The organism is Floridaenema fluviatile BLCC-F154 (assembly GCF_041929135.1).
Classification (GTDB): Bacteria; Cyanobacteriota; Cyanobacteriia; order Cyanobacteriales; family Aerosakkonemataceae; genus Floridanema; species Floridanema fluviatile.
Window position 1 is genome coordinate 44,945 of sequence record NZ_JBHFNS010000041.1, and the last position, 25,623, is coordinate 70,567.

A 25,623-nucleotide genomic window follows, 5' to 3' on the forward strand; every position below is an offset into this window, starting at 1 on the left:
AAAAAACAATTATTCAAACCTCACCAAAAATGACAATCACAAAAGAAAGAACTCTCGCCGAAATAGTCCGTAAAGACTTCCCAATCTTACACCAAGAAGTCAACGGCAAACCCTTAGTTTATCTCGACAACGCCGCTACCTCGCAAAAACCTTTAGCGGTACTCGATGCACTGCGAAATTACTACGAACAATATAACTCAAACGTCCATCGCGGAGTTCACACCTTAAGCGGAAAAGCTACCGACGCTTACGAAGGTGCGCGAGTAAAAATCGCCAAATTTGTTAACGCTAACTTACCCGAAGAAATCATCTACACCCGCAACGCTTCCGAAGCAATTAACTTAGTAGCTTATGCTTGGGGTTTAACTCACTTACAACCCGGAGATGAAATCATCCTCTCCGTTATGGAACATCATAGCAACTTAGTACCCTGGCAATTAGTAGCTAAAACTACAGGCGCGGTATTAAAATTTGTCGAACTAACCCCCAGCGAAGAATTCGATTTAGAACAGTATAAAACCCTAGTTTCCGATAAAACCAAACTCGTCTCCGTAGTTCATGTTTCTAACACCTTGGGCTGCATCAATCCGGTGGAAGAAATCACCGAAATTGCTCATAAATATGGCGCAAAAGTATTAATTGATGCTTGCCAAAGTGCGCCACATCTGCCTATTGATGTTCAAAAAATCAATTGTGATTGGCTGGTAGCATCTGGACATAAAATGTGTGGGCCAACAGGTATCGGCTTCTTGTATGGTAAAGCAAAAATCCTCCGGGCAATGCCTCCCTTTTTAGGTGGTGGTGAAATGATTGCCGATGTGTTTTTAGATAATTCAACTTATGCGGATATTCCTCATAAATTTGAAGCAGGAACTCCGGCAATAGCTGAAGCAATTGGACTTGGTGCTGCGGTTGATTATCTATCTAATATTGGCATGGAAAAAATTCATGCTTACGAAGCGGAATTAACTGCTTATTTGTTTGAACAATTGCGCCAAATTCCCGAAATTCGAGTTTATGGCCCGCAAGCTAATTCTACAGGAGGAAATAGAGCGGCACTCGCTTCTTTTACGTCGGGAAATGTGCATCCTCATGACTTATCTACGATTTTAGATCAAGCTGGGGTGGCGATTAGGGCAGGACATCATTGTACTCAACCTTTACACCGTTATATTAAAGCTCAATCTACTGCGAGAGCGAGTTTGTATTTTTACAATACGAAGGAAGAGATTGATGTGTTTGTTGTGGCGCTGAAGGATGCGATCGAATTTTTTGGCGGAATTTTTGGGTAAAATCGTAGTCGGGCGGGTTTTGTTGAGAGATTGTCTTTGGGAATCATAGATTGTTTGCTAAACCCGCCCCTACAATCAGATATAAACTTGATGATATTATGCCCGAATCTGTAGGAATTGCTAAAGCGATTACTAATTTAAATGTAGCTCATGAAAGGTTAAGTTTAAGTCCGACTAATGAGCCGAATTTTTTTACTGAATGGTGGCAAGATTTACCGGAATTGACTGAAGAGGAAAAACAGGCGTTAAATCGATTAAAAAATCGCTATCTTTACTATGCTGCTGATGGTTTTGTTTTAGAAGGAACTGTCAGCATTATTATTTTATCGCCTCTCTTAGAATTGTTGGGATTATGTGATTCTCCGTTCAAGATTCGCGGCGAAAAGTTTGTCAAAGTGGAAATTGAGAATGGAAATACTGAATTAGAGGGTTTTATTGATGCTTTAGTAATTAAAGATTTATTTTGGGTGGTGTTAATAGAGGCAAAACAATATGGTTTTAGCGTTTTACAAGCATTGCCACAAGCTTTAGCATATATAGTGGCAAATCCTAATTTAGAAACGCCTGTTTTTGGGTTAATAATGACTGGGGAAGATTATATCTTTGTTAAGTTAAATCAGCAATTAGGGCAGTATGCTTTGTCGAGAAAGTTTACGCTTGTTAATCCGCAAGAGAATGAACTTTATGAGGTTGTGAGAGTGATTAAGAGAATTATGAGTTTAAGGGATGTGTAGTAGGTTTAAATAAAGCAAATTTTTGTAATAAAATTTAGAATTTATTGTTTTGGTGTACTATTTATAAATTACCATTATTAATTCATTAATGTTAGAGGTAATGTTTTATGTTAGATGTTTGCATAAAAGTTGCACAAGGAATTTACCTATGGTATCAGCAGGGTTATAATCCACCGCAATTACGAGATAATATGCTTGCTGTTTTTCAAGCTTTTAAATCTGCTTATGATGTCAAAAACGCAGATAAATTAAGTAAAGTTATTTCAGATTCTTATTCAGGATCTTTGTATGGAACAAAAAATAAAACTGAACTTTGGGGGCTATTTAAAGGTACTTTTGATACTATACCATTAGGATTTAACCCATCTTTAACTATAAATATTTATCAAGTTACTGAAGATAGTAAAGAGGTATTCCAAGCAGTTATAGACTTTAAAAGTAACATTAGTGTGCTATTTGTACCTATTAAACATATAGATTCTGACCGAGTTTTCATTGAAGTACGTCCAGAAAAGCCTTACGGTATATGGAAAATTACGAGAATTGAAAAGATACAAGAGTAAAGCATTTTAGATATTCTCAGTATTTAATTCAACTAAGAAAAACAGAAAAAAAATTTGATCGCCCTCTCTTCCTCTTCTCTTCGCGTCCTTCGCGTCTTCGCGGTTCAAAAAAAACTCTGCGTCCTCTGCGTCTGGAGCGGTTAAAAAAAAGATCGATCGCACAACTTCCACCCTAAGATAGATGCACAGAACCTTACTACCAAAGATTGATTAAAGTTATTATAAAAAACTGACACAATTACTAAAGAAAGTATTTGTAAAAGCCAAAGTAAATGATTAAATCTTGGATGGTAATTGGGGCGGTAACATTATTAGTCGCACTAGGTAGTAATATAATTTTGCCCCAAGATGTGAAATGGTTTAAACGGTTGCAGCGTCCCAGATGGCTAACTTTTGAAGGTTTGATTCCGATTATTTGGACAATTGTTTTTATTTGTGGAGCTTGGTCAGCTTATATTGTTTGGGAAACAGATCCAGGGAGCCAAAAAACATGGTGGTTAATGGGTTTTTACTTGTTGGTGGAAATTGCGATCGTCGCTTACAACCCAGTAATGTTTAGGCTCCACAGTTTAAAAGCAGGGACTATTGTTGGTGCTATTGGTTCCATTTTAGGAATTATTTTAACCATAATAGTTTGGTCTGTTTCCCCTTGGGCAAGTTTGTTGCTAGTTCCTTATCTAATTTGGAGTCCAATTGGAACTTATACAACTTATGAGATGATGCAACTCAATCCTGAAGATAAGTAAGTATTAATTAATGTACTTGTTTCATCAATATTGAGCGATCGACCTTCTGATCTAATACCAAGGCTTTACACAAAACCTGTGCATATTCCTTAGCAATAATCTCCAAAGTAAAATGGGATTGAAAGTAACGACGACCTGCTTTACCCATTTGATTTACTAACTGTTTGTTAGTAGCTAAATGACTAATAAAATCAGCTAATTTAGTGGCATCACCGTTGCGAAAAGTTTTACCACATTTAGCTTCTTTTACTAGATCGCAAAGATAAGAATGGTCTTCACAAACTACTGCTACAGGACGACCAGCTGCTAGAATTCCGTACAGTTTACTAGGGGCAACTAATCCTTCCATGCCTTGACTGACGCTCACTAAAGATAAATCACAAGCAGTCAAAGAATAGGGAAGATATTGTTTATCTTGGTAGGGCAAAAATAAACAATTATTTAATCCTAAAGCAGCTACTTGTTCTTCGCAAAGTTTGCGTTTAGCGCCATCACCAATAAAGACAAATTGAATTGGTTGATCTTGTAATTTATGGGCGGCTTCGATGATAGTTTCCATATCATGACAGCGACCCATATTACCAGAATAGAGAACGGTGAATTTTTCTACGAGATTATATTTGTGAGCAAACCAGTTGTCTTTTTTAGGTATGGGAACAATTAAATCAGGATTAGCCCAACTGTGAATTACGGTAATTTTGTCGGCTACTTCGGGACATTTAGCGACGATGCGTTCTTTCATTGTAGAACTGAGGACGACGATCGCCTTAGCATTGCGCCAAATTTCTCTGTTAATGAAATTCCAGAATTTAACAACCCAATGGTGTCCCGGAACAACTTTTAACTCCACTGCCACATCGGGATACAAATCGTAAAGTAAGCATACGTAAGGTAAACCAAAACAAAGATTAGCTAAGTAACCCAAAATTGGCAAAAAGGGAGGCGCAGTAGTTAGGAGGAGGATATCGCCGCGCCAACAGGTTTTCAGTAAGTGGAAGGCGGATCGTAAACAGAATAATAAACCATTGACGGCTTTGCCGCGAATTCTTTGAGGCCAAAGTCTAGCGGTGCGCGATCGTCTAATTAAAAGTTTATCTCTGCGTTCAATTGCGGGTGCTGATTCTTTTTTAAAGGCGTACCCAGGCTGTCCTGTAAAGACGTGGATATGTAGACCTTGATGCCTTAATTGTGTAGATAGTTCCTCGATAAGTTGCCCAGTGGGGGCATAGTCTGGAGGATAAAACTGAGTAATAATAGAGAGTTTGACGTGAAATTGTGGTTTGGATGTATTCTCTTCCTTGATGCCACTTGACTGTGTGGTTAGCAATCTCTGCAATTTACATTTCCCTTGGATGATTTCCATTGATGATGCCCTAAAGGTACTTGTGAAATCAAAATTCAAGACTTAAGTTGCCGCTACCTCTTTCCGTACAGAGTTCAATTTTTACATAGTAAATTGGTGGAAAGGGAATTTTTACTGAATAACTTACTATCGTGTACTTAACAATCTAGGTTACAGGTTACACCTAATACCTCTACAAAACCTTATTTTGTGATTCCATATTTATGGCGACAATAGAGTATCAGTTTTTGTGTGAGGAGAACGTTCTAATAGATTTACCGCTGAATTCAATTCATGCAGCTACTTTCCATCAAGGATTCTTCAAATATCTGGTTTTTGACCTGGTGTAACTGGAGAACCGACACGGGGCTTTGGTCTAGAACAGGTTAGTTGTCGCTGTAAGCAAAGTTGTTGAAAGAGGTTTTGGGCTATAGCTTGATTTCCTTGTTCTGTAAGATGCACGTAATCTCGAAAGTAGGATTCTATGGTTGTAGGTGACAAGGTTGACCAATCGCTATGAGTATCAATGATAGGCACCTGTAAAGAATTAAGGAACCGAAAGAATTCTGATGTATAGTTTGGCGGATTAACTTTTGGAAGTAAATCATCACGATTTGGTGTGAATAGGACAAGAACAGGTATCTTTTTACCACGAACCAGAGTAATTATCTCTTTGAGGTGCTGCATATTTTGCTTAAATTGCTGATCTGGGGTGAGAGATATAGGAGATGATGCAAAATCTCCATTTGGTAAGAGGTAGCCTAATTTACCAACTATCTGGGGCCAAATATAGCGATTCCAGGCATCCTGAGTTGCCAACAATGGTGGATGAGTGGAGAAAGCTGGATGATGCCCAACAAGGATGCTGGTGCTGGTAGGCTGTGTGAGGTCATGAGTACCAATTTGCAGAATTACTGCATCAGCGTTAAAAGTACCAAATTCCTGTAGATACCCTAATGCGTTGCCAATTCCCCAAGAACCAGCTGAGGCGTTTAACACTTCTGCTGGATATCCAGATGCAGACAGTTTTGCCTCAAATAGTTCGGTAATGGTTTGGCTTTGGTCGGTAGGATTGCCACCATTAAGAACTGAGTCACCAACCATTAATATTCTCAGTTTTGTGGGCTGCTTTTTTAGTGTAATTGGTTCGGAGCGTTGCGAGTACTGATTATACTGAATTTTTTTTCCCAGTCGTAATAGTTTTTGATTTGGTTGAAATCGATAACCAGTAAAAGAGTCTGCTTGTACTAATACTGGATTTCCTAATCCGAATGCTACTCTTAGTATCATCTCTATGCCAACAAAAATAGCAAGTACAGAACCAGGTATCCAGTACTTTGCAGGTATTTTCATGTTGCAGCCTCAAGTTTTAATTATCATTTGTCAGAAGTCAACAGTCAAAGGCCAAAGGTTAATCAATCAGTGAAAATGATTATTTACTGTTGCTATTTCACCACTTATTAAATATAAAATTTTGTTTAAAATTGTGAATGAAAGCTAGCTCCTGTTCTACCTGTAAAAATCCAGAGCAAGGAACGGCAAATGTCACGTAAGATACGAAACCAAGATTCGGATGGTTCATGGGAAGGAACAGATATGGGAGTAAATATAATACCTTGACTACCCAGTATTAGGGTAGCGATCGCTTTTGCCCGATGGAGATGATAATCCGAGGTAATCAGGTAAAGATGTTGAATTTTTCTAATTTTAAAGTCGCTGATTAAAGTTGTAAAGTTGGTGACGGTATCAACGGCACGGTAGTCAAGATTTACTCTATTTTCTGGGATACCAAATTCTCGAAAAATTGGGCTAGAAATGTGAGGAGATGTACCCGAAGAAACCCAAATTTCTAGGCGAGGATGTTTGGTGGCGAATTGAGCAGTGAACACTTCTCGATCGAGCCAACTACCGAGAGTCAGGATAGCTTGTGGCTGAGGTGATTGGATGTAAGCGATCGCCATTCGCACTGGAATAAAGCTAATTAGCACCACTAAAAAGCTGATGATTGCTAATTTCAGGAATCGATATTCTTTGCTTTGGATTTGCCACACAATACTCACCATAATTTAGGTATTTTCTACTCTACATACCCAAATTACCGTGCTATTAAGTAGATTGCCACCCCAAGGAAAGGGAGAAAAAATTCGCTGCTGAATTTTGACTTTTTTTTCTAGTAATTTTTCTATTTTACGATAATCAAAACCTTTATGACCAGTGTAATCATTTTTTAGTGAATGGGAGGAAACAAATTTCTCTGCATTCCATAAAATACTTGCAGCAAACAACTCTCTTAAGGTGTATTTTTCGTAGCCGTAGTTACCTTTGAGATTGGCAAGGTAACGTCCGATTTGTTTAAGTAAAAGTGATGGCCCAATTTCAATGGGTACGGAGATAATCATTGTGGCTCCCGGTTGGCAATAGGTTAAAATTTGTGTCACAGCATTTTCAGCATTGCCAATATGTTCTAGGGTTTCCGTGCAAAAAATTAGGTCGCAAGTTTGGGGAGATATTATTTTAGATAATTCTTCAGGTTTACAAAATTTAAATCCTGGTATTTCTCTAAACATTTCTTGACAAGCTGATAGCATATAATCGGCTAAGTCAATACCGATTCCTGATGAAATTATTCCTTGTTCGTAGGCAGTTTTAAGGAGCCACCCATCTCCACAACCGTAATCGAGTGCTTGCTGATATTTAGTATTACCCAGGAGATTTAAAACTGCACTAAAACGGGAACGATGTGCTAGCCGAGTTAAGGGATTTCCTTGTTGTAATAAACGTTGAGAGTAGGTCATTTTGTGGTTAAGAAAAATTGTTTTGGTTGGGTATTTTTGCTTGTTCAATAATGGTGCGATAAACTTCGGCTAGTTGGGAAGCGATCGCATTCCAAGAGTAACGCTCTTTGACTAGTTTTTTGCCATTTTCACTCAACTGGTGACGCTGTTCAGGAGTTGCGAGTAATTGAGCGATCGCATTTGCTATTGCTGCTTCTTCTCCTGGTACAATTAAGCCAGCATTAGCTTGGGATATTTCCGGCGCAATTTGAATATCTGGGGTAATAATCACAGGTAATCCATTAGCTAATGCTTCAGCTACAGCAATGCCAAAATTTTCCGAAAAAGATGGCAATACAAATATATCCGATCCTTGCAAGAGCAAATCTTTATCTTTTCCGGTGACAAAACCAGAGAATGTAGTTTGGGCAGTTAATCCACTATCTAATACTAAATTTTGCAAATATTGAAGATAGTCTGGTTCGCCTGTACCTGCTAGGATTAAGTGAAACTTAGTTTGGTTTAAGGCTAGTTTGCTGAGAGAACGAATTAGTAATTCTGGACGTTTTTTGTAATGTAATCGAGAGAGAAATAATACAATAGGAATTGTGGCAGGAATCCGATATATTTCCCGGATTTGTTGTTTAGCATCAGGTAAAGTCTCTGGTTGATTTACGCCTAAAGGTAGGGTAACGGTAGGGGTTTTTATGCCGAAATTTCGCACATCTTCTGCTTCGCCTGCGGAAGTGCAATGAATAGCGGCTGCACGGTTTAAATTATGCCGTTCAATAAGTAGGCTATATATTTGTTTTTTCCGCTGACTTTGAGCGAGTGCCCAAGGTGCGAGTTGTCCCATTGTGCGAACTGTGTAGGGAATGTTTTGCCAACGGGCGATCGCACCTGCACAAGTTGAAGCATAAGAAAAAAGATAATGGTTATCTAAAATGTCATAGTTACGGATATTTTTCCCTAACCATTGAGCGATCGCTGGAGAAAAAATATACTCTTTTAAGGGTGGAGAAAACCTCGGCAAAAACCAAACTGGAACTTGTTCATATTCAGTTAGTTGATATAATGGCACATCCAATAAAGTCGTACCACGATCGTTAGTAGTAACTATTTCTGCATCAACTTTACATTCTCGCAAAGCTTTAACTAAATTTAAAACTACTTGTGTAGGACCACCAAGAGTTGGGCTAACTGAGGGAATAACGTGCAAAATTTTCACCCAACAAACTCCTATTTTAATGTTTGCGTAATTTCTTTTAATGTTTGCTTAAATCGATCAAAACCGTAAATATCGATAACTTTTTGGCGTAACATTTCAGGTTGATACATAATAGGATGAGAATAATTACCTTGCAGTATTTTAGTCAAAGTTTGGGCAATTTCTATGATATTATCTGGATCTACTAAAGCTCCCAATTGACCATCACAAAGAGCGTCGATCGCACCATCTTGATTGCCCCCTAAAGTTGGTTTACCGCAAGCTAATGCTTCTAAATAAACTATACCAAATCCCTCGCCTTTACTAGGCATGGCGAAGACATCACAAAGATTGTAATGATCGTTGAGTTCAGAGTCAGGAATAAATCCGGCTAACGTAACATTTTCTTGCAAGTTGAGTTGGGCAATTAACTGCTCAATGCGCGATCGATCGCTACCTTTTCCCACTAAAATATAATGTACATTCGGAACATAGCGCCGAATTTCTGGTAATGCTTGGATAATTTGGTCATACCCTTTGTACTGCTCAGTCTTGTCAAGACGAGCCACTGTGAGGATAATAGAATTATTTACCGTCAACCCATAACGTTTAAGTAAGTATTCGGGTTTGGGTGCAATTTGAAAGCGATCGGCATCAAAAGTATTCGGTAGCAATGAGATTTTTGCCGGGTCTATTTGTTGTTCTTTAAGTAAGCGATCGCGGGTATATTTACTAACAGAAATTATTCGGTCTGCGTGTTGTAAAGCAGTTTTTAGATCGGGTCGTTGGATGTCCCAAGCTTCTACTCCATGCACTACTGTCCAGTAGGGAATTCCGATCGAACGTTTTAACCAATAAGCAGCGATCGAAAAATTCAAGTGTGTTGTAATCACTAAGTTAGGTTTTTTGTAAAAGCTATTAGTGAGAATTTGTGCGGCAAAAAAGAATGTCCGAAACCGCAGAGGTAAACTCCCCGCAAAGTGAAAGCGCGTATTTTCTAAAAACGAGAAGTCTGGTGATGAGCAAGTATCGTGTTTTAAAAATACTTCATACTTTTTGTCGGGATATAAACTCTGTAATGCTTCTACTAAAAAAGCAGAATAAGTCTGTATTCCACCTTTAAATTCAAAGATATTCGGAATCCAAAAATGTATTAATTGCTTTTGCCAAGGCATCGGTGTTTTAAATTGCTATTTGATTGACTAGATTTTAATGAGTCTACAAGTAAGCATTTTACAAGATTATTTGCCATTTATTTGGAATAATTTTGTAAAAGTTTTTGCACTTGTTCGACTAACTGTTTTTGATAAAGCTTCCAGGTTAAATATTCGGCTTTGCGGCGAGCAGCTAATCCCATTTCGGCTAATTCTTGGGGGTGACGGTAGCACCAATCTAATTTTTCTTTTAAACTTTCTACATCTCGAATAGGTACTATAAAACCTTCTACACCATTGGTAATAATATCATAAATTCCAGCATTTGGTGTAGTAATCACTGGAATGCCACAAGCCATTGCTTCCAAAATTACTAATGGTAATCCCTCTACAAGAGTAGGTAAAACTAATACATTTCCACTGTTGTAGTAATTATTTAATAATGAATGGGGAACAGAGGGGATATAGCGAATAATGTCTGTATATTGTTCCAAATAATTAGGGGGAAATTCGTTAATTCCTACTAGGAGTAATTCTGCTGGTGAAAGTTTTAATTCCTGCCAAGCTTGGAGGAGATAATGAGCGCCTTTACGAGGGCCAACCCGACCAATAAATAAAGCTCTAAAAATATTATCTTGCTTAGGTTTGGGTAAGAAATAATCGATCGGTGCACCGAAGGGAATAACACTAATTTTATCTGCTTTAATTCCCGCATCTATCAGGGATTTTTGGACGAATGAGGAGGGAACAAAAATGCGATCGGCTAATTGTATTTCCTGTTCTTTCCGTTCAATTTTCCAAGTAGGTTCTTTTGCTGCTTGCAATGATGCTGCTAATTCAGGGAAACGTTGTGCTTCTGATTCTTGAATTTCCCGACTGGCGCGATAAAAAAGAATTGGTAAATCGTATAGACAAAAGATGTCTCGCTGTTTAGCTGCTTGAAAGGTTTCTGCTGCGCCGTCTTCATAAGCATAAACTGCTTGAATTCCATCGAGATGGTGTTGAGCAACTTGGCGATCGAGTGAAGCATAAACCCAATCAACTGGGCCTTGAGAACCAAAACCGAGAAAACGACTCAGCTTAGTTTTTGCTAAAGCAATTCTGAGAATTTCTTTGCTGGGATATGTGTGAATAGTAGCACCTTTTGGGGGAATCCATGTCCGTCTTCCTAGTTCAGAAACAATTTTATTTTTAATTGATTTAGGCAATAAATTTAAGTAAGGTAAAGTTGTTTTTTGGGGATTATAAGCAATGCTTGTGATGATTTCATGGAGGAGATTTGCTTCGCCAAAAGCGATCGCTGCATTACGAGCAAAGGGATTACCCGTCGGATGTATCAGTGATATACGAAAATTCAGCATTTTGTTGCAAAATTTGTTGTTATCGATAAAAATTTTCTCTGTACTCTAACCAAGGTAATAGAAATACAAAACCTGTAAGAAACCAGTAGTAAACTGCAAATGTATGATGAAAGACAAGTTGACCATTTATCCAAGATAGTTGAATTAGAAAAGCTGCTAGTGCTAATTGACGAAGTAAAGGTCTTCTAAGTTTCCAGAAAACTATTAATAGCGATCCTAAAATAGCAATTCTTAAACTATACCAAAGAAAAAAACCAATTGGCCCTATTTCCAAAGCAACTCTACCCATTTCTGATTCATAACCCACAGGAATAATTTCACCTGCTGGTAAATTTAGAATAGAGCGAATTGCTCCAGTTCCCGGATGAGTTGCGCCAACACCAAAACCATCTATATTCTTATATTGGATAAATTTAAAAGGCTCTAAAAAAGTCATAGAGATGCGCTGTACTAAATCACTGTTACCGGAAGCGCGTGCAACAAAGGCATTAATTGCAGAGCCAAATCCTAAATAGGCAATAGTTGTAGCTGCTATAAATGGTAATATAAATTGTTTAATCAAACGTGAAAATCCAGCGATTTCTGTTGCGCTTCTAATTAAGAAATAACCTAAGAAAAATAATGCTGAAGCTATTATGGGTGTGCGGGAACCAGTCATGAAAGAGTTAATACTAACTAAACTAATTTCAATCATAAAAATTAGTCTCCACCAGCGAGGTTGTTTAATAGAAAGTAGAGCAATTATTAAGCCAAAACATACTACTAAGTAAGCTGTATAGTTGTTAATATAAGCGAAAGTTCCTGTAATCCTTACAAGCGATCTAGTTTCACTTGTAGCACCGCCAAAGGTAGCTACTTCTATATCTCCGATACTGCTGGGTGCATAACTGTTGATTGGACTGTTGATTGGACTAAAAAATTGGGCAATACCTAATATACCTACGGGAATTACTAGCAGCAGATGCGATCGCAAAAACTTATATAAATGTTCCTCTGTGGGGAACAGTGCTGGTAACATCCAAATCAGTGGGATATAAAATAGATAGATTTTTAATCCAAAAATCCCCACTACTATTGTTCCTAAACTAGGGTTTAATGCTTGCACTAAGCACCAGATAACTACCAAAATTATTAAGATATTTAGCGGATGATTTGTAATTACAAACCTTCTTCTAGTTGCTGCTGTTCCATAAAATCTCACATAGGCTCCTAAAAGTACTAAATCTTTGAGGAAGTAGATTAATTCACTAGCTTGGGGTAAAATCCATTTTCGCAATGCTCCTTCAAAAACTGCCAAAAAAAATACAGTTTTAACAGCGGTTTTCCAATTGTTAAAGGACAAATAAAAAATAGTGACAGCAACTACTAATCCCAGTAATAATTTCATTGCCCAACTGCCCTCTCAAAAACTTTTATATAAGCTTTAGCTACTAATGATTTTTTATGCTTAATTAAATGCAATTCTGACTTTTCTCGAAATTTTAACAATTGATTATCGTCAGACAAGAGATCGTATAAAATTTGTGTTAAAACTTGAATATTGCCATTAGGAAAAGTTATGCCACAAGAGTTAATTGCGTCCTTTAATCCTCCTTGCTCTGACCCAACGATAACACAACCACAAGCAATACCTTCTAAAGCTACAATACCAAAAGGTTCTTGCCATCGAGAAGGAATTACCATAATTTTATGAGCATTTAATAGTTTAGTTAATTCTTGCTCAAGTTTGACACCAACAAATTCTACTTGTTCGTTAATTTTTAAATGCTTTACTTGTTGGCGTAAGCGAGTTTCTTCTATACCAGTGCCAATAATTGTTAACTTCGGAAATAAACCTAAATTTTTAAGATTAGCCACAGAATCTAATAATAAATCTACTCCTTTATCGGAAACTAACCGCCCTAGAAAAACCAATTCTCGATCGCGAGAAACTTCTGGCATTTCATAGAATATATCTTCTTGGTAAGGATTATTAATTACAGTTGACGGGGTAGAAACATGATTTGCGATCGCCTGACTAACGGAAATACCAGTAGCAAATCGCAGCAAAAATTGTTTGAGGCGATCCTGCCAAGCTATTCTACCATCTGGGCGGGTATACCAGTTATTATGAGAGACAACCCAAGGTTTAGGGAAAATTAGCAACGGCCAAATTCCTTTTAAACTAATTGTTGGCTGAAAATATACTTCACACCACTGTATCAACTGTAAGAATTTTTGAGGTTTCGGATAACGAATAACTTCAAAAGGGAAAGATTTTCCATCTGTTGCTGAAGTCTGACAGATTAATTTTACTTCATGACCTAAACTGACAAATTCTTCTGCTAAAATCGTCACTACTGTTTCTATGCCACCGACGCTAGGATAAAATAAAGGTGAATAAATTAAGATTTTCATTTAGTTTATTCCCCTAATCATGATGAAGTATTGATTAATTCTCTGTTAGCGACTAGGCGTAAAATACTTCTAGAGCAATGTTCATTATCTTCAGCAAAGCTAATTTGATGAGTTCCCCAACTCATTAATAACTCTAGTAGCTTTTCCAATGGATATGCTGGATGATATTCTAAAACAAAAGCATCTATTTTACTTAAATGTTTTCGATCCAACTCTTTTAAAATTTCTAATTCTGCACCTTCACAGTCGAGTTTACACAACCGTATTTTAGTAAGTTGAAATTCTTCTATGATGTGATTTAAGGTAAAGCACTGAACTTGAGATTTAGCCAGGGTATTAATACTTGTATTTTTAATAAAATCTGACTGAATTGTATTCATTCCACCTCCTAACCAATCGGTTGAAACAAGTTCAGCAAATCCGTTATACCCACTGATAGCCCAAGGTTTAGCAACTACGCGATCGCTCAACTTATTCAGTTCTAAATTCTCCAACATTGTTTGAAAACTTTCTGTAAAAGGTTCAAAAGCAAAAACTTTTGCTCCTTGATATGCTAGGTAACAAGTAAAAAAACCTTGATTAGCCCCAATATCAATAACCACATCACCTGGGTTAATCGAAAAATGGGGAATATTATAGTCCTTGTTATACCAAGTTTCACCAAACATTTGGTATGAAGGAATATTACATTTGCAGCGAATTCCGGTTTGGCGATCGACTACTATCATTTTCCCTTTTTTGACCACTAAACGTTGCCATAAAATTGATAAGGGGTTGCCATAATTGAGCCAAAATCTTGACCATCTAAACAATAACTTGAATAAAATTTGCATAATTTTTGCCAAAATCTTATATCATTCTACCTTTTGGATTAGTAAACAGAGGGTATCTCCCGGATCGGGATTGGGTAAAATTAACTCCATAATAGCAGTAATTAATTGCGTAGATTTGCGGGAAATCAAAGAACCTTTTGAGGGATAGCCCCATTTGTTGACAATTTTTAAGTTATAGCGAGGCAAAACCCTATTTAAGGCTGGTAAAAGTACTGGATAAATATGAGTCGGATCGCCTTTAGCATCAAAAGACTTAAGATTACCTGTGAGCAAAAATCTCAGCCTACAACCAACTGAATGAATATTGGGAGTAGTGATTAAAAAGTATCCTTTTGGTTGTAAATGCCGATCGACATGATAGAATAGCCGACCGGGATTTTCTAAATGTTCTATAACTTCTATAGCTGTGATTAACCCAAATTTCTGCTCGCCCAAACCTAAGTCATCATAATCTAAATTAGCTGAAGAACAAGTTGCCTTTTTTGTTTGAAATTGTGTAAGATCTTGGTCAATTCCATGTAAACAATAAAATCCCTGACCTGCTAAACGTTCTAACCATGCACCAGTACCACAGCCAATATCAAGAATTGGGGTATCATAACTAAAATTTGGCATTGCTTGAGTCAGCGCCTCATGTAAACCTGGTACGGTTCTTTCTAAAAATTGATTTTCGTTCAAGTAAAATTCTCCTAAATCGGATTGAAACTTGTCTATTAATTACAAGTTAAGACAAGTAAAAAATAATTTAGCCTGTGCTGACAAATTATGATTTTGGTACCAAGTGTATGCTTGGTGAGCGATCGCTTGTCCTCTCTCTAAATTTAGCTTACCAGTAGGACGATCGGCTAGCCAATAGTGTTTTCCAACTACCAAGCCATCCACTTGCAAATCACTATAAAATGTGCCAATAGGAATCAATCCGTGGGCGCAATAAGCGGCAAAAATTGTGGATTTACTCAAGTATTCTGTATGATAATCAAAGAAACCTGCTAAAGAATTTAACATAACTTGACTAATTTCAGTTGTTGTTCTTTTACCCATTTTCACTACTGGTATACCATTGATTGAAGAGAGAGCAATATCAATGGATGGCCCGATATCTAATATTTCCTCAATTTCTAATTCTTGGCAAATACTTTCCAGAGCATTGCGAGATCTCTGATAAACTCGTTGTCGATTGCTACTACCTCCAAATATTACTAAACGCTTGGAACGTGCTTTAAGTGGTGGTACTAATTCTGGTTCGCCAATATTAGAAAATACGGGTAAAGTAGGAATATTGATGTGTTTTCCTCCACTCAATTCACAAATCATTTGGGCGTAGCCTTGTTTGCTGGTGAGACAGCGATCGCTCGATCGAGAAAGGCGCATCGCCAAGTTTTTTTGCAGTGGTGACAACCAAAAAGAACTAGACCAAACTGGCCCAGTAGCATAAACTTCATGAAACATAGTTACTAAAGAGCTATTAAAAGTTGTATTGCGCCACTTTGATAAAGCATTAACTAACCAAAAAGGGCAACCCCTTTTAGCATAACCATAACCAACATAGTGCAGCAAAACTGTTGTAGTCGAATCCTTATTTACAATACTTTGGTCAGAAAGTACAGTTAATAAACTTGAAGCAGAACGTAATTTTAACTGAGCAACAGAAAAGCTGTGAATTTCTCTGTTATTAGACCAAACAGGATCGCCAACAATAAAATGTGTTACTATGCCGAAATCTTTACTGATTTGCTTAGCCAAATTTAAGGCATAATCTCCTACTCCATCAATAGCGGGAGGAAGGCGGGGAACAATAGAGATGATTTGCATTATTTCAAAAATTAATTAGAAATTTATGTTATTTTAACTTGATTATAATGATAATAGTTATTTGCTTTTGGTTACAGTACAAAAATTGTTCATCCATAGTTGAAAATAGCGGTGCTTAAATTCCGTGAAACCTATTGTTCTCACCAAAATTTTTTGCAGCTTTTCTCTTGTATAATATCTTTTATGATCTCTAATTTCAGCTTCACTAACAATTTTTAATTTATACGCTAAAAATTCAAGTACAGGTTGAGCCCAAACCGAAGGAACTGTGATAATCAATTTTCCTCCCGGAACTAAAACTCGATGGATTTCTGATAAAATTTGTTCTTCTTTTTCTATATGTTCCAATACGGCTAGCATGGTGACAACATCAAAACTACAATCAGCAAAGGGAAGATTGCTTTCCAGTCTTAATTGTAAAGTTCTGACATTAGGAATTTGAACGTTCTCGTCCACTTTAAAATCTACTCCAAATCCTTCTTTAATATAAGGCGATACAGCTTGCAAAAAAGCAGCTTTCCGACCACAACCTATATCCAAAATTACAGATGATTTGGGAATATGAGCAATTACCCTACTAATCCGAAATCTTCTTAATATTGGTTCTAAAAATGCTTCTTTCATATTTTCAATTTTGGGCGATCGACTTGTGAAAGAGTTAGTAACTTAATATAATAAATCCCTAACAATTTTTATTATTTCTGAGGGACTATAAATTTCTTGGCGATCGCCCTCCTTGCCAAAAATATGAGATAATCCCGGATAGCCCCACTGTGCGAAATGCTGTTTACTAGAAGGAAAATAATCCCCCAGTAAAACCACGGCAGGTACAGCAAATGCCGCAGCAACGTGCATCAACATACTAGAATTACATACTACTAAATCAGCAGCAGCAACTAAAGCAAAAGTCTCTCTAAGAGTCAGGTCTCCTGCTAAATTTTGCACAAAAGTAAAATCATTTGATAATTGATTTCCTGCTTCCCGGTCTTGCTTACCTCCAACAATCATAACTGCCAAATTATCGATCGAATATAACAATTTCATTAATTCTACATAATTCTCTAACGGCCAACACTTTTCTACGAAGCCTCCCCCAGGCCCAATAATAACCCGCTTTGGTCGTTGCAACTCCTCAAGATTACTTGACCACCGATATTCACCTAATTCTCTTTCCTTGTCACTTAAAAATATTTGCGGTCTACATTCTGGGAGTTCAGTTGCTCCTAAAAGTTCAGCAAAACGCAGAGCCGAACGACCAACTTGTTCATATTCATTAAATTCAACGTACTTTTGCACAGCCGTATGTCCCCCAGCATATCCTCGAACACCCAAACGATACAAAATCCCAGCCCGCATCATTAACAGGGAACCAAAATAGCTCCCTAAAATATCAATACCTATATCGAAATGGCGATTTTTTATCTCTTCGCTTTCAGCTGAAAAAACAATGTAATTAAAGGCATTCCATAAACCTTGGTGTGAGATAAATTTATTGTGCCAAGGTGCGTTAACTGCTAGTATTTCTGAAATATAAGGATTTAATTTCAATGTTTCAACATTCCATTTTCCCACTCCAGCTACAATATAAGCTTCAGGAAATCTTTTTTTCAATGCCTCAAACAATGGCGTAATTACTAATAAATCTCCTAAATCGTTATTTCGTAAAATAAATATTGTTTTAGGTTTTTCTGGTGGCTTATTATCATTGGTCATTATCCGGCTGATTAACCAGATTATCGAATCCATTATATTTCGTTTCCAAGACATAAAAATATTTAATGAAAATTAGTTTTGTTAATCAGAATATTTTAATTTTATTTATGTGTTGACCAAAGACAACCAACCTGGCTATCCCAATCGAATTGGGGAGTTATGCTCACAATACGATGATCTGCCTTTTCAATTAAATTTTGTAATTCTTCAAGGGTATGTTGGTCAAACAAATGATATTCCATGCAAAAGCTTTGAGTACGTTTTAAAAGTTCTGGGTTTTGTAATATAGTCCATTCTGAACCTTCACAGTCCATTTTTAGTAAATCTATTGGTTGCCCTTGAGCTACTTTGGTGAGAGCAATACACTGCACAGGTATGTTACCCCCTTGACTAATTTTTCCAGTTGTAGAGTCAGACCTACTATCCAAAAACACTAGCTCATCTTGAATACCAACAGCATAAGGACATACTTTTATGTGAGTCAATTTTGCATTTTTTTCTAGCCAAGTTAACGCTGTTGGATTTGGTTCGTAAGCATATATATTCGCATCAGGAAATAGTAAGCTGCATAGTTTGCTAAATATGCCAATGTTTGCGCCTATATCTACAATTAATGATGGCTTAAAGTGCTTGGCATAATTAAATATTTGATAGAAATCATCAATAATTATTTCTCGATAACAAGTAGCAGAACCCAGGTAATCCCCAGCAAATATTTGGCAACTTTTTCCGTTCGCTGCAATCCAATAAGGTGGTTGTGCCATCGACATTCTAAAGTAGTGGAACCCAGAACGGAATAATATATTTTTTAAGTATTTCATGTTTTCGATCGTTTTCATTCTTCTTTCCACCTTTTACCAACTATTGATTTAGCAAGCTTTTATCGGGCTAAACTTTTTGCCAACGCTTTTGGGCTTTAGTTATTAAATTAGGTAAATTACTGACCAATTTTTGATTAAAATTGGAGTAATTTATATTGGAGTAAATATATTTTACAGCTAGGATATAATTAGGTTTGAAGTAAATATTGAAACAAATGCTAGCATAAAGTTGGCTTTCAATTACAGCTATATCTTTTTTTCTTGTCAAAATAGTTTGATTAGCATAGTGTTCAATTAATGCACCGGGAATACAACGACTGCGAAAGCCGTGATAGTACAGATAAGCTCCAAACTCTAAATAACTAGAGCCAAATGGAAACCACTCCACCATTCTATGTCCTTGCTGAAAAACTTCCTGGGGGTAAATTGTGGAGCCATCGGCGATCGCCCAATTATCATCAACATTGGTGACTGGCCCACTAACTCCTGACGGATATAATTGAGTTGCTGTTGCAGAAGTTCCACAATATTTCCCATCAATAAAACCAATTTCTCCAGTTGTCCAAATTGATTTTGGATCTGAATAAATAGCTTCTAAGCACTGTTTTAAATGTCCTTCAGGAAGTACATGATCGTCATCCATCGTCCGAATATGTGTACCTTGGCAAGCTAGTGCAGCATAATTTCTATTCGCATAAAGTCCGCGACGAGGGCCGACAATATAGCGACAATTCCAATAGTTTGCTATTTCTGCGCTTTTGGCTGCCATTTCGGGATCGGAATCATCGGATACAACTACTTCAAAAGGTTGAACATTTTGCGATCGCAAACTCTCCAAACAACGTGCCAAACTTTCTGGGCGATTGCGTGTCACCAAAGCTACACTTAAGCGAATTTCCCTAGAATTTATCTGCATAAACTATTAGCAAAAATTTCTGCAATTTTGTCACAGTTGGAGACAGCATCATATTTTTCTTGGGCAATTTTCCTGCCAGCTTCCCCCATAGATAATCTTAATTCAGGATTTTCTACTAACTTAATAATGGCTTGTTTTAAAGCAGTGCGATCGCCAGCTTTAATCGTTAATCCATTTATCCCATTCTGCACTAATTCAGGAACTCCCATCACTGTAGTACCTATACTCGGTAATCCTGCACCCATCGCTTCTATAAATACCATTGGATAGCAATCCTCATGAGTGGGCATCACAAATATATCTGCATTTTGGTACAGTTCCAAAATTTCTGTTGACAAAGGACGAACACCTCGATGAACTCGCAAATTTGGTAACACAGGTAAATTTAAATCTGAGTTGGTCACAATGTCAAGTTCACAAATATTGGTACAACTTTCTAAAAATACATTTAATACATCTTCGCCACCTTTACGTTGGAAGTCATTACCCACAAACAACAATCTAGGTAACTTTTCTCTTGTTGTTCTTCTGGGAATTATCTTAGTGAAAAATTCTAAAGGTACTGGCGGAGCAATAGCTGTTACTTTCTTTGGGGAAATTCCATAATCACTAATTACTGAATTTCTCGCTCTTTCAGACCAAGTGATAATATGAGCAGCATGGGTAAAGCATTTTTTTTCAATTGCAATGATTGGTTGATAGGTAATACTAGCTGGATAAGGATGTTCTTTCGCTAATAAAGCGTGCGTGTAATCAATTGAAACTACAGAAGCATATTTTTTAAATAATGGTACAGCTAGATAGGCAATCGCTTGTGTATGAATATGAATTACATCTGGTTGATAATTTTTTAAGGCTTTTTCTAAACAACGACGAGCAAAAAAGGAATTAGCCCATTCAGTGCGAAATCTATGAAAATCGTAATCAGCTTTATCTGCTCCAGGAAGTTGTTGTTTCAGGAACCAATATATTACTCTCCCTAGCAAATCACTTTTAAAGTAATCAGTTAAATGTAGGGAATAAAACTCCACTTCTGGTATATGTTCTCTAAAAGTTTTTTCTAATATATTTTGATAGGTAGCGTGCCCCATAATATAATGATTCAGGCTCATTACTTCGATCGGTCTTTTAGTTCTCTGGTGCATTTTGCTGATAAATTTCTGATAAGAAAGCTGTTACATCGGCAGGAATCCTAGTAAATCGAATATAAAAATTTCGATCACCATCTGTAGTTTTCTTTAAAACTTTAGCATAAATATCTGCACTAACAGTTAATTCTTCATCTTTATTTACCAAATTAATTTTAATATTCTTAAAAGTTTCTAATATTGACTCACAACGAATTTCCGCACTGTTTTCTGATAATTTAATTAAACTTCCATAATATACAGTACCATCAATGCGTTTATCATCCATCAAGGTATATTGTATAGGTAACTCTGCTTTTAAAGGAACCAGAAGGCTCTTTTCAGTTGATAAATAAAGGCTATGTTTGCCACCTATTCCTCCTACTTCGTAAATACTAATTGGCTCATTAAATCCTTTGGGCTGTACTTCAATCTCTCCATCAATTCGCACAATGGAATCAACTTCTTTTAAAGTAGATTCAGAAATTAAAATTTGACCGCCTACTGTGTAGGATTCAATCCGGGCAGTCAAATTTACATGATGTCCGACTACACCATATTTGGCACGTTTTGCGGAACCAATATTTCCTACTACTACTTCACCTGTGCTAATTCCTATTCCCATTTCGATGCTCGGTAAACCTAGTCGCTCATTTTTTTTGTTTACACTGCCCATTGCTAACTGCATTTCTAGAGCACAAGCGATCGCCCTTTCTGCATCATCCTCTCTTTGCGTTGGCGCACCAAACAAGACCAAAATTGCATCGCCAATAAACTCATCGATCGTACCCTGATACTTCATAATTACATCAGCCATTTCCCCCAAATAAATATTTAGCATAGAAACCACTGTTTCCGGTGCTAACTCTTCGGAAACCGACGAAAAACCCCGCAAATCCGACATTAAAATTGTCACTTTCCGTCGTTCTCCACCCAGTTTAAATCCATCGGATGATTCCAGTAAATTAGCTACTACTTCATCCGTCAAATAGCGGCTAAAAGTTTGGCGAATTTCTCCAGCTGTCCGAGCAATATAAGCAATAATAACGCTTCCTGCTCCTAAAAAAGCAATTACAGGTGGGATTACCGGAATCCACCAACCTTCTAGAAAAGCTAAATAGCCTATTAAGAAAAAACTGCCTATTATTAACAATATACTGGCAGTTCTTTTCACCGAAAATTTCCCGACACCTCCGCGATATCGCCATTGCCAAGTTACAACTGCGCCGATCGTAGCCCCAAGTAAAATCCACAACCACTCTAACCATTCCGGCCAAGTTTTAATTAACGGGCGACCATCTATAACTGCACTTAAAATCATGCTGGTTAAATGAGCATGAATTTCTACCCCGGAAGTTCGCTGGGGAATCCCCACAAAACTACTACTATAAGGAGTATATAACAAATCATTTAAGCTTTCTGCTGTTGAACCAATTAAGACAATGCGATCGCGCATTAAATCACGAGGAATGCGATTTTCTAATACATCTAAAAGCGAAACAATTTTAAAATTGTTAGCTGCACCACGAAAGTTTAAAATTTTCTGATATCCTGCCGCATCAGTGCGAACATAACCACCATCATTAGCTTCAAAAGGTACAAATACTACTTTTCCTAATTGCAAATAATCAGGATTAACTTTAGCTGGTTGCGGAACTATACCTTTTGCTTGTAAATATATTAAAGCTAATTTTAAACCTAAACTTTCTATTGGTTTACCATTCTGGGAAATATACAAAAACTGTCGCCGAATTTTCCCATCCGTATCCAAAGGTAAATCATTAGCACTAACCTGTCCTTTTTCTTTTAAAATTGGTGGCGGATCTATCGCTGGTCCAGTAGCACCACCAACAACTTTTTTAATGCCAATTAAATTGGGTGTAGTCCTATATAACTGTAATAATTTCTCATGTTCAGCTTCATTGCCTACAGGTAAATCTCGATAAATATCTAAACCTATAGCTCTCGGTTGCTGTTGTTTGATTTTCTGCAATAAATCTACTAAAATTTTGTCTTTAATCGGCCATTGTTTTAATTTTCTTAAGTCTGCTTCCGTAATTCCTACAACTACAATTCGGGAGTCTCTACCTTCATGGGAACGCAAGCGAAACATTTGATCGTAAGCTGACCATTCCAAAAATTGAAATAATCCCGCAAAACGTAAAGCAATTACTAATAAAGTAACGCTTGGTGCCGTAATTAAGACTCCCCGCCATTCCCAAATTAGCTGTTTCAGTTTTAGCTTAGAAAACATATTAGATATACCATTGGCGATCGTGAGATCCTAGTCATCTTTTGAGATACAACAATCAATGATTTGCTTTTCGGCGATGCTATTTAAACCTACTGAATTTAGGAGTTCTTTCCACTGATTTTTTAAGTTTTGGTCATCAGGTTTCTCGCGCAGCAACTCAACTAAAATTGTTAAACTGTCATGCCAAATACCTGCGGCTGCATACAAGGCTGGACGATCGCTCGGTGCAGCATTTTCTAATTGATTCACTAGCACCGGATTTAATTCCGTTCGCTCTACCCACCCGTCTACGATAACATCTCCACTCTTTCCGGGAAGTTCTTCATTAGGATTAGGTGGACAGACCATTGTAAAGTACCAATGATACAATTTCCCCACCTCTAGCGGCGCAGGTAATTCATTTTTGGTTAAAGTAAAACTGACAATACCTGAATTCTCAGGAACAGGCAAACTCTTTTGGTAAACTACCTCACCATTTGTACTGTCTCGCAGCTTAAATTCTAGTGCTTGAGCACTAGATTTAGGAACATACCAAAAAAATGTCGGATACCCTGTCGCCGTCAATCCTAAATTATTTTGCGGCATCAAGGAAGTCAAAACTCCTGTACTTTCCAGACAACTTCCTCGCGAAGCGCCTCCCGCAGTGGTGGAAGGTGCGCTTCTGTCTGGTGGCTGGTAACTCTGACTTACTTCCCAGGTGAAATTTTTGACTCTAGTTACTTGTTGATTTTGTCCCTTAACCTCTGCTATTAAGTTGGGAACGATCGCTAATCCTAAACTAAGACTCACCAGCAAAGTCTTTCCAGTGAGAGCCAATTTCATATTCATCCTCAAATTCTTCTCAATATAATGACTCTAGTTTGGCTTAAATTGCTCCTCACTGTCAGCAATTTTTATTGTTTACCGCGATCGCGTAGCGTTGCGTTAGCAGTATCGCATATCAGTTATACTATATTTCATGTGGCCTTCTTTTCTTCCCAATTCCGTCGAGCAACTAACAGAATCTACCTCGATTGCTCTAGCACAAAACATCCAATATCAACCAATTTTCACTCCCTTGAGCGAACAGCCAATTGGTACAACTTATGTCAATTTAGGTAAAATTGGAACCCCTATTTTATTACTTCATGGTTTCGATAGTTCGGTATTAGAATTTCGCCGCCTACTACCCATTCTTGCCGAAAAACAAGAAACTTGGGCGATCGATCTTTTAGGTTTTGGCTTTACAGAAAGAAACCCACAACTTAGCTTTAGCCCTAGTGCGATCGCTACTCACCTCTACCACTCTTGGCAAACTTTAATCAAACAACCTGTAATTTTAGTCGGCGCTTCTATGGGAGGTGCAGCAGCAATTGATTTTACTCTTACCTATCCCCAAGCAGTTAAAAAATTAGTTTTGATTGATAGTGCAGGTTTCTCCACAGGACCCGCGATCGGCAGATTTTTATTTCCCCCTCTAGGTTACTTAGCCACTGAATTTTTGCGGAATCCTCAAGTCCGCCAACGCATTAGTATCAACGCTTATTGTAATCCAAATTTTGCCTCTCTCGATGCTCAATTATGTGCCGCATTGCATTTACAAATGTCCGGTTGGGCACAAGCTTTAATTGCTTTTACTAAAAGTGGAGGTTACGGTTCCTTTCGGGAAAAACTGCAAGATATTCAGCAACCAACTTTAATTTTATGGGGAGAATCTGACCGGATTTTAGGTATTAGTGACGCGGAAAAATTTGCGGCGGCGATCGCTAACAGCAAACTAATCTGGATCGCCAACTGCGGTCATGTACCCCACCTAGAAAAACCAGATATTACCGCCCAACATATTTCCCAATTTATCATGGAAAAAGATAATTAGCCCATACTTCTCTCCTCAGCAGCACTTTCGCCCTGAGAGAATTGCTCATATACTTTTTATAATTTAGCGATCGCTCAACTTTTCAACACTATTTGTTCGCACATCCGTTCTTCTAATTGTTCCAATAAACTATCCACATCTTTATCTTGCGCCACCTCAGCAAAACAATCAGGTGGAGAAGGTTCCGGTTCAAACTGCACTAACTTAATTTGACCATTACCAATGCCAATAATCAAAACTTCTTGCTTCGGATCGTGTGCATCTAAAATGCCCAAAATTTCCTGAAGTTGATTTTCGACCTGGTGATTTAATGCTTCGATCGCATTTCTCGGACAATAAACAAAATGCGGTTTTGGTTCCAGATCGATACCCAAAGTATCTTCACTTTCTCCCCTTTGTAGCATTAGCCCCCAAGCTAAGGCAGCTAATTCTTTTTGATTTTGCTTGACGAATTCATTTAACTGTTGTCGCCAGTTATTCGCCCCCTGATTTGATTGGGTACTACCAAACATCATAATTATTTGCGTTCTGTCATTATCAAGGTGAATTCAAATTTTTTCTCAGACTACACTCGCTCAAGGCTAGAGTAAATATTTCCCAGTTCGAGTAATTTTTGTCTTCTTTCCCAACTTACCACTTGGTCATTTTTGCCCCAACTAATTTCTAGAAATACCATACTCTTATCAAACAGGTGATAGTTTCACAATTAAGTCTTAAGATTT

General features: G+C 37.4%; 25 protein-coding genes. 5 read left to right on the plus strand and 20 right to left on the minus strand.

Annotated elements, in window-relative coordinates; genetic code table 11:
- The first annotated feature begins 29 nt into the window (after nt 1–29).
- The 4 genes from ACE1B6_RS09145 (at nt 30) to ACE1B6_RS09160 (ending at nt 3,335) form a co-directional block, all read left to right on the plus strand.
- Nucleotides 30–1,292, plus strand: coding sequence for a SufS family cysteine desulfurase (locus tag ACE1B6_RS09145; protein WP_413256946.1), 1,263 nt, complete (start codon nt 30–32; stop codon nt 1,290–1,292).
- Between the two features lie 98 nt (nt 1,293–1,390).
- Entirely contained in the window at nt 1,391–2,026 is a 636-nt protein-coding gene (locus ACE1B6_RS09150) for a type I restriction endonuclease subunit R (protein ID WP_413256947.1), read from the plus strand.
- Between the two features lie 107 nt (nt 2,027–2,133).
- Entirely contained in the window at nt 2,134–2,589 is a 456-nt protein-coding gene (locus ACE1B6_RS09155) for a hypothetical protein (protein WP_413256948.1), read from the plus strand.
- 272 nt (nt 2,590–2,861) lie between these two features.
- Entirely contained in the window at nt 2,862–3,335 is a 474-nt protein-coding gene (locus ACE1B6_RS09160; RefSeq protein WP_413256949.1) for a TspO/MBR family protein, read from the plus strand.
- Nucleotides 3,336–3,342: 7 nt separating this feature from the next.
- On the opposite strand, the gene ACE1B6_RS09165 is transcribed toward ACE1B6_RS09160, so the two are convergent.
- From ACE1B6_RS09165 to ACE1B6_RS09255, 19 genes are all read right to left on the minus strand, one after another.
- Nucleotides 3,343–4,698 (minus strand): glycosyltransferase family 4 protein, encoded by a 1,356-nt coding sequence (locus ACE1B6_RS09165; protein WP_413256950.1) that lies wholly within the window; start codon nt 4,696–4,698, stop codon nt 3,343–3,345.
- 300 nt (nt 4,699–4,998) lie between these two features.
- Nucleotides 4,999–6,030 (minus strand): SGNH/GDSL hydrolase family protein, encoded by a 1,032-nt coding sequence (locus tag ACE1B6_RS09170; RefSeq protein ID WP_413256951.1) that lies wholly within the window; start codon nt 6,028–6,030, stop codon nt 4,999–5,001.
- A 125-nt stretch (nt 6,031–6,155) separates the two neighbouring features.
- Nucleotides 6,156–6,740 carry a YdcF family protein gene (locus ACE1B6_RS09175; protein WP_413256952.1) on the minus strand — a complete coding sequence of 195 codons (585 nt, stop codon included), beginning with the start codon at nt 6,738–6,740 and terminating at the stop codon, nt 6,156–6,158.
- Nucleotides 6,741–6,743: 3 nt separating this feature from the next.
- The gene (locus ACE1B6_RS09180; protein ID WP_413256953.1) at nt 6,744–7,472 is read right to left on the minus strand and encodes a class I SAM-dependent methyltransferase; all 729 of its coding nucleotides are present in this window, start codon (nt 7,470–7,472) and stop codon (nt 6,744–6,746) included.
- Between the two features lie 7 nt (nt 7,473–7,479).
- The gene (locus tag ACE1B6_RS09185; protein ID WP_413256954.1) at nt 7,480–8,679 is read right to left on the minus strand and encodes a glycosyltransferase; all 1,200 of its coding nucleotides are present in this window, start codon (nt 8,677–8,679) and stop codon (nt 7,480–7,482) included.
- Between the two features lie 11 nt (nt 8,680–8,690).
- A complete protein-coding gene (locus tag ACE1B6_RS09190; RefSeq protein WP_413256955.1) occupies nt 8,691–9,833 on the minus strand; it encodes a glycosyltransferase family 4 protein in 1,143 nt (380 codons plus the stop codon).
- 77 nt (nt 9,834–9,910) lie between these two features.
- Nucleotides 9,911–11,173, minus strand: coding sequence for a glycosyltransferase family 4 protein (locus ACE1B6_RS09195; RefSeq protein WP_413256956.1), 1,263 nt, complete (start codon nt 11,171–11,173; stop codon nt 9,911–9,913).
- A gap of 19 nt (nt 11,174–11,192) precedes the next feature.
- Complete coding sequence (locus ACE1B6_RS09200; protein ID WP_413256957.1) at nt 11,193–12,560, minus strand: hypothetical protein; 1,368 nt, start codon at nt 12,558–12,560, stop codon at nt 11,193–11,195.
- On the minus strand, nt 12,557–13,570 hold the full coding sequence (locus tag ACE1B6_RS09205) for a glycosyltransferase family 4 protein (RefSeq protein WP_413256958.1): 1,014 nt from the start codon (nt 13,568–13,570) through the stop codon (nt 12,557–12,559). Before ACE1B6_RS09205 ends, ACE1B6_RS09200 begins: the two co-directional genes overlap by 4 nt.
- Before the next feature lie 17 nt (nt 13,571–13,587).
- The gene (locus ACE1B6_RS09210; protein WP_413256959.1) at nt 13,588–14,403 is read right to left on the minus strand and encodes an FkbM family methyltransferase; all 816 of its coding nucleotides are present in this window, start codon (nt 14,401–14,403) and stop codon (nt 13,588–13,590) included.
- 21 nt (nt 14,404–14,424) lie between these two features.
- Complete coding sequence (locus ACE1B6_RS09215; protein ID WP_413256960.1) at nt 14,425–15,081, minus strand: class I SAM-dependent methyltransferase; 657 nt, start codon at nt 15,079–15,081, stop codon at nt 14,425–14,427.
- Between the two features lie 39 nt (nt 15,082–15,120).
- Nucleotides 15,121–16,215 carry a hypothetical protein gene (locus ACE1B6_RS09220; protein WP_413256961.1) on the minus strand — a complete coding sequence of 365 codons (1,095 nt, stop codon included), beginning with the start codon at nt 16,213–16,215 and terminating at the stop codon, nt 15,121–15,123.
- A 57-nt stretch (nt 16,216–16,272) separates the two neighbouring features.
- Nucleotides 16,273–16,839 (minus strand): class I SAM-dependent methyltransferase, encoded by a 567-nt coding sequence (locus tag ACE1B6_RS09225; protein ID WP_413256962.1) that lies wholly within the window; start codon nt 16,837–16,839, stop codon nt 16,273–16,275.
- A 42-nt stretch (nt 16,840–16,881) separates the two neighbouring features.
- A complete protein-coding gene (locus ACE1B6_RS09230; RefSeq protein WP_413256963.1) occupies nt 16,882–17,961 on the minus strand; it encodes a glycosyltransferase family 9 protein in 1,080 nt (359 codons plus the stop codon).
- A 68-nt stretch (nt 17,962–18,029) separates the two neighbouring features.
- Nucleotides 18,030–18,767 carry an FkbM family methyltransferase gene (locus ACE1B6_RS09235; protein ID WP_413256964.1) on the minus strand — a complete coding sequence of 246 codons (738 nt, stop codon included), beginning with the start codon at nt 18,765–18,767 and terminating at the stop codon, nt 18,030–18,032.
- Between the two features lie 49 nt (nt 18,768–18,816).
- Nucleotides 18,817–19,665: a glycosyltransferase family 2 protein gene (locus tag ACE1B6_RS09240; RefSeq protein ID WP_413256965.1), complete on the minus strand. Its 849-nt coding sequence runs from the start codon at nt 19,663–19,665 to the stop codon at nt 18,817–18,819.
- The gene (locus ACE1B6_RS09245; RefSeq protein WP_413256966.1) at nt 19,656–20,810 is read right to left on the minus strand and encodes a glycosyltransferase family 4 protein; all 1,155 of its coding nucleotides are present in this window, start codon (nt 20,808–20,810) and stop codon (nt 19,656–19,658) included. The genes ACE1B6_RS09240 and ACE1B6_RS09245 overlap by 10 nt, the downstream gene beginning before the upstream one ends.
- Entirely contained in the window at nt 20,794–23,046 is a 2,253-nt protein-coding gene (locus tag ACE1B6_RS09250) for a CHASE2 domain-containing protein (protein ID WP_413256967.1), read from the minus strand. Before ACE1B6_RS09250 ends, ACE1B6_RS09245 begins: the two co-directional genes overlap by 17 nt.
- A gap of 30 nt (nt 23,047–23,076) precedes the next feature.
- Entirely contained in the window at nt 23,077–23,868 is a 792-nt protein-coding gene (locus ACE1B6_RS09255; RefSeq protein ID WP_413256968.1) for a DUF928 domain-containing protein, read from the minus strand.
- A 136-nt stretch (nt 23,869–24,004) separates the two neighbouring features.
- Between ACE1B6_RS09255 and ACE1B6_RS09260 the strand changes: the two genes are divergently transcribed.
- Entirely contained in the window at nt 24,005–24,901 is an 897-nt protein-coding gene (locus ACE1B6_RS09260) for an alpha/beta fold hydrolase (protein WP_413256969.1), read from the plus strand.
- Between the two features lie 74 nt (nt 24,902–24,975).
- Here the strand turns inward: ACE1B6_RS09260 and ccmS are convergent, their stop codons facing one another.
- Complete coding sequence (gene ccmS, locus ACE1B6_RS09265) at nt 24,976–25,416, minus strand: beta-carboxysome assembly chaperone CcmS (protein WP_413256970.1); 441 nt, start codon at nt 25,414–25,416, stop codon at nt 24,976–24,978.
- Nucleotides 25,417–25,623 lie beyond the last annotated feature (207 nt).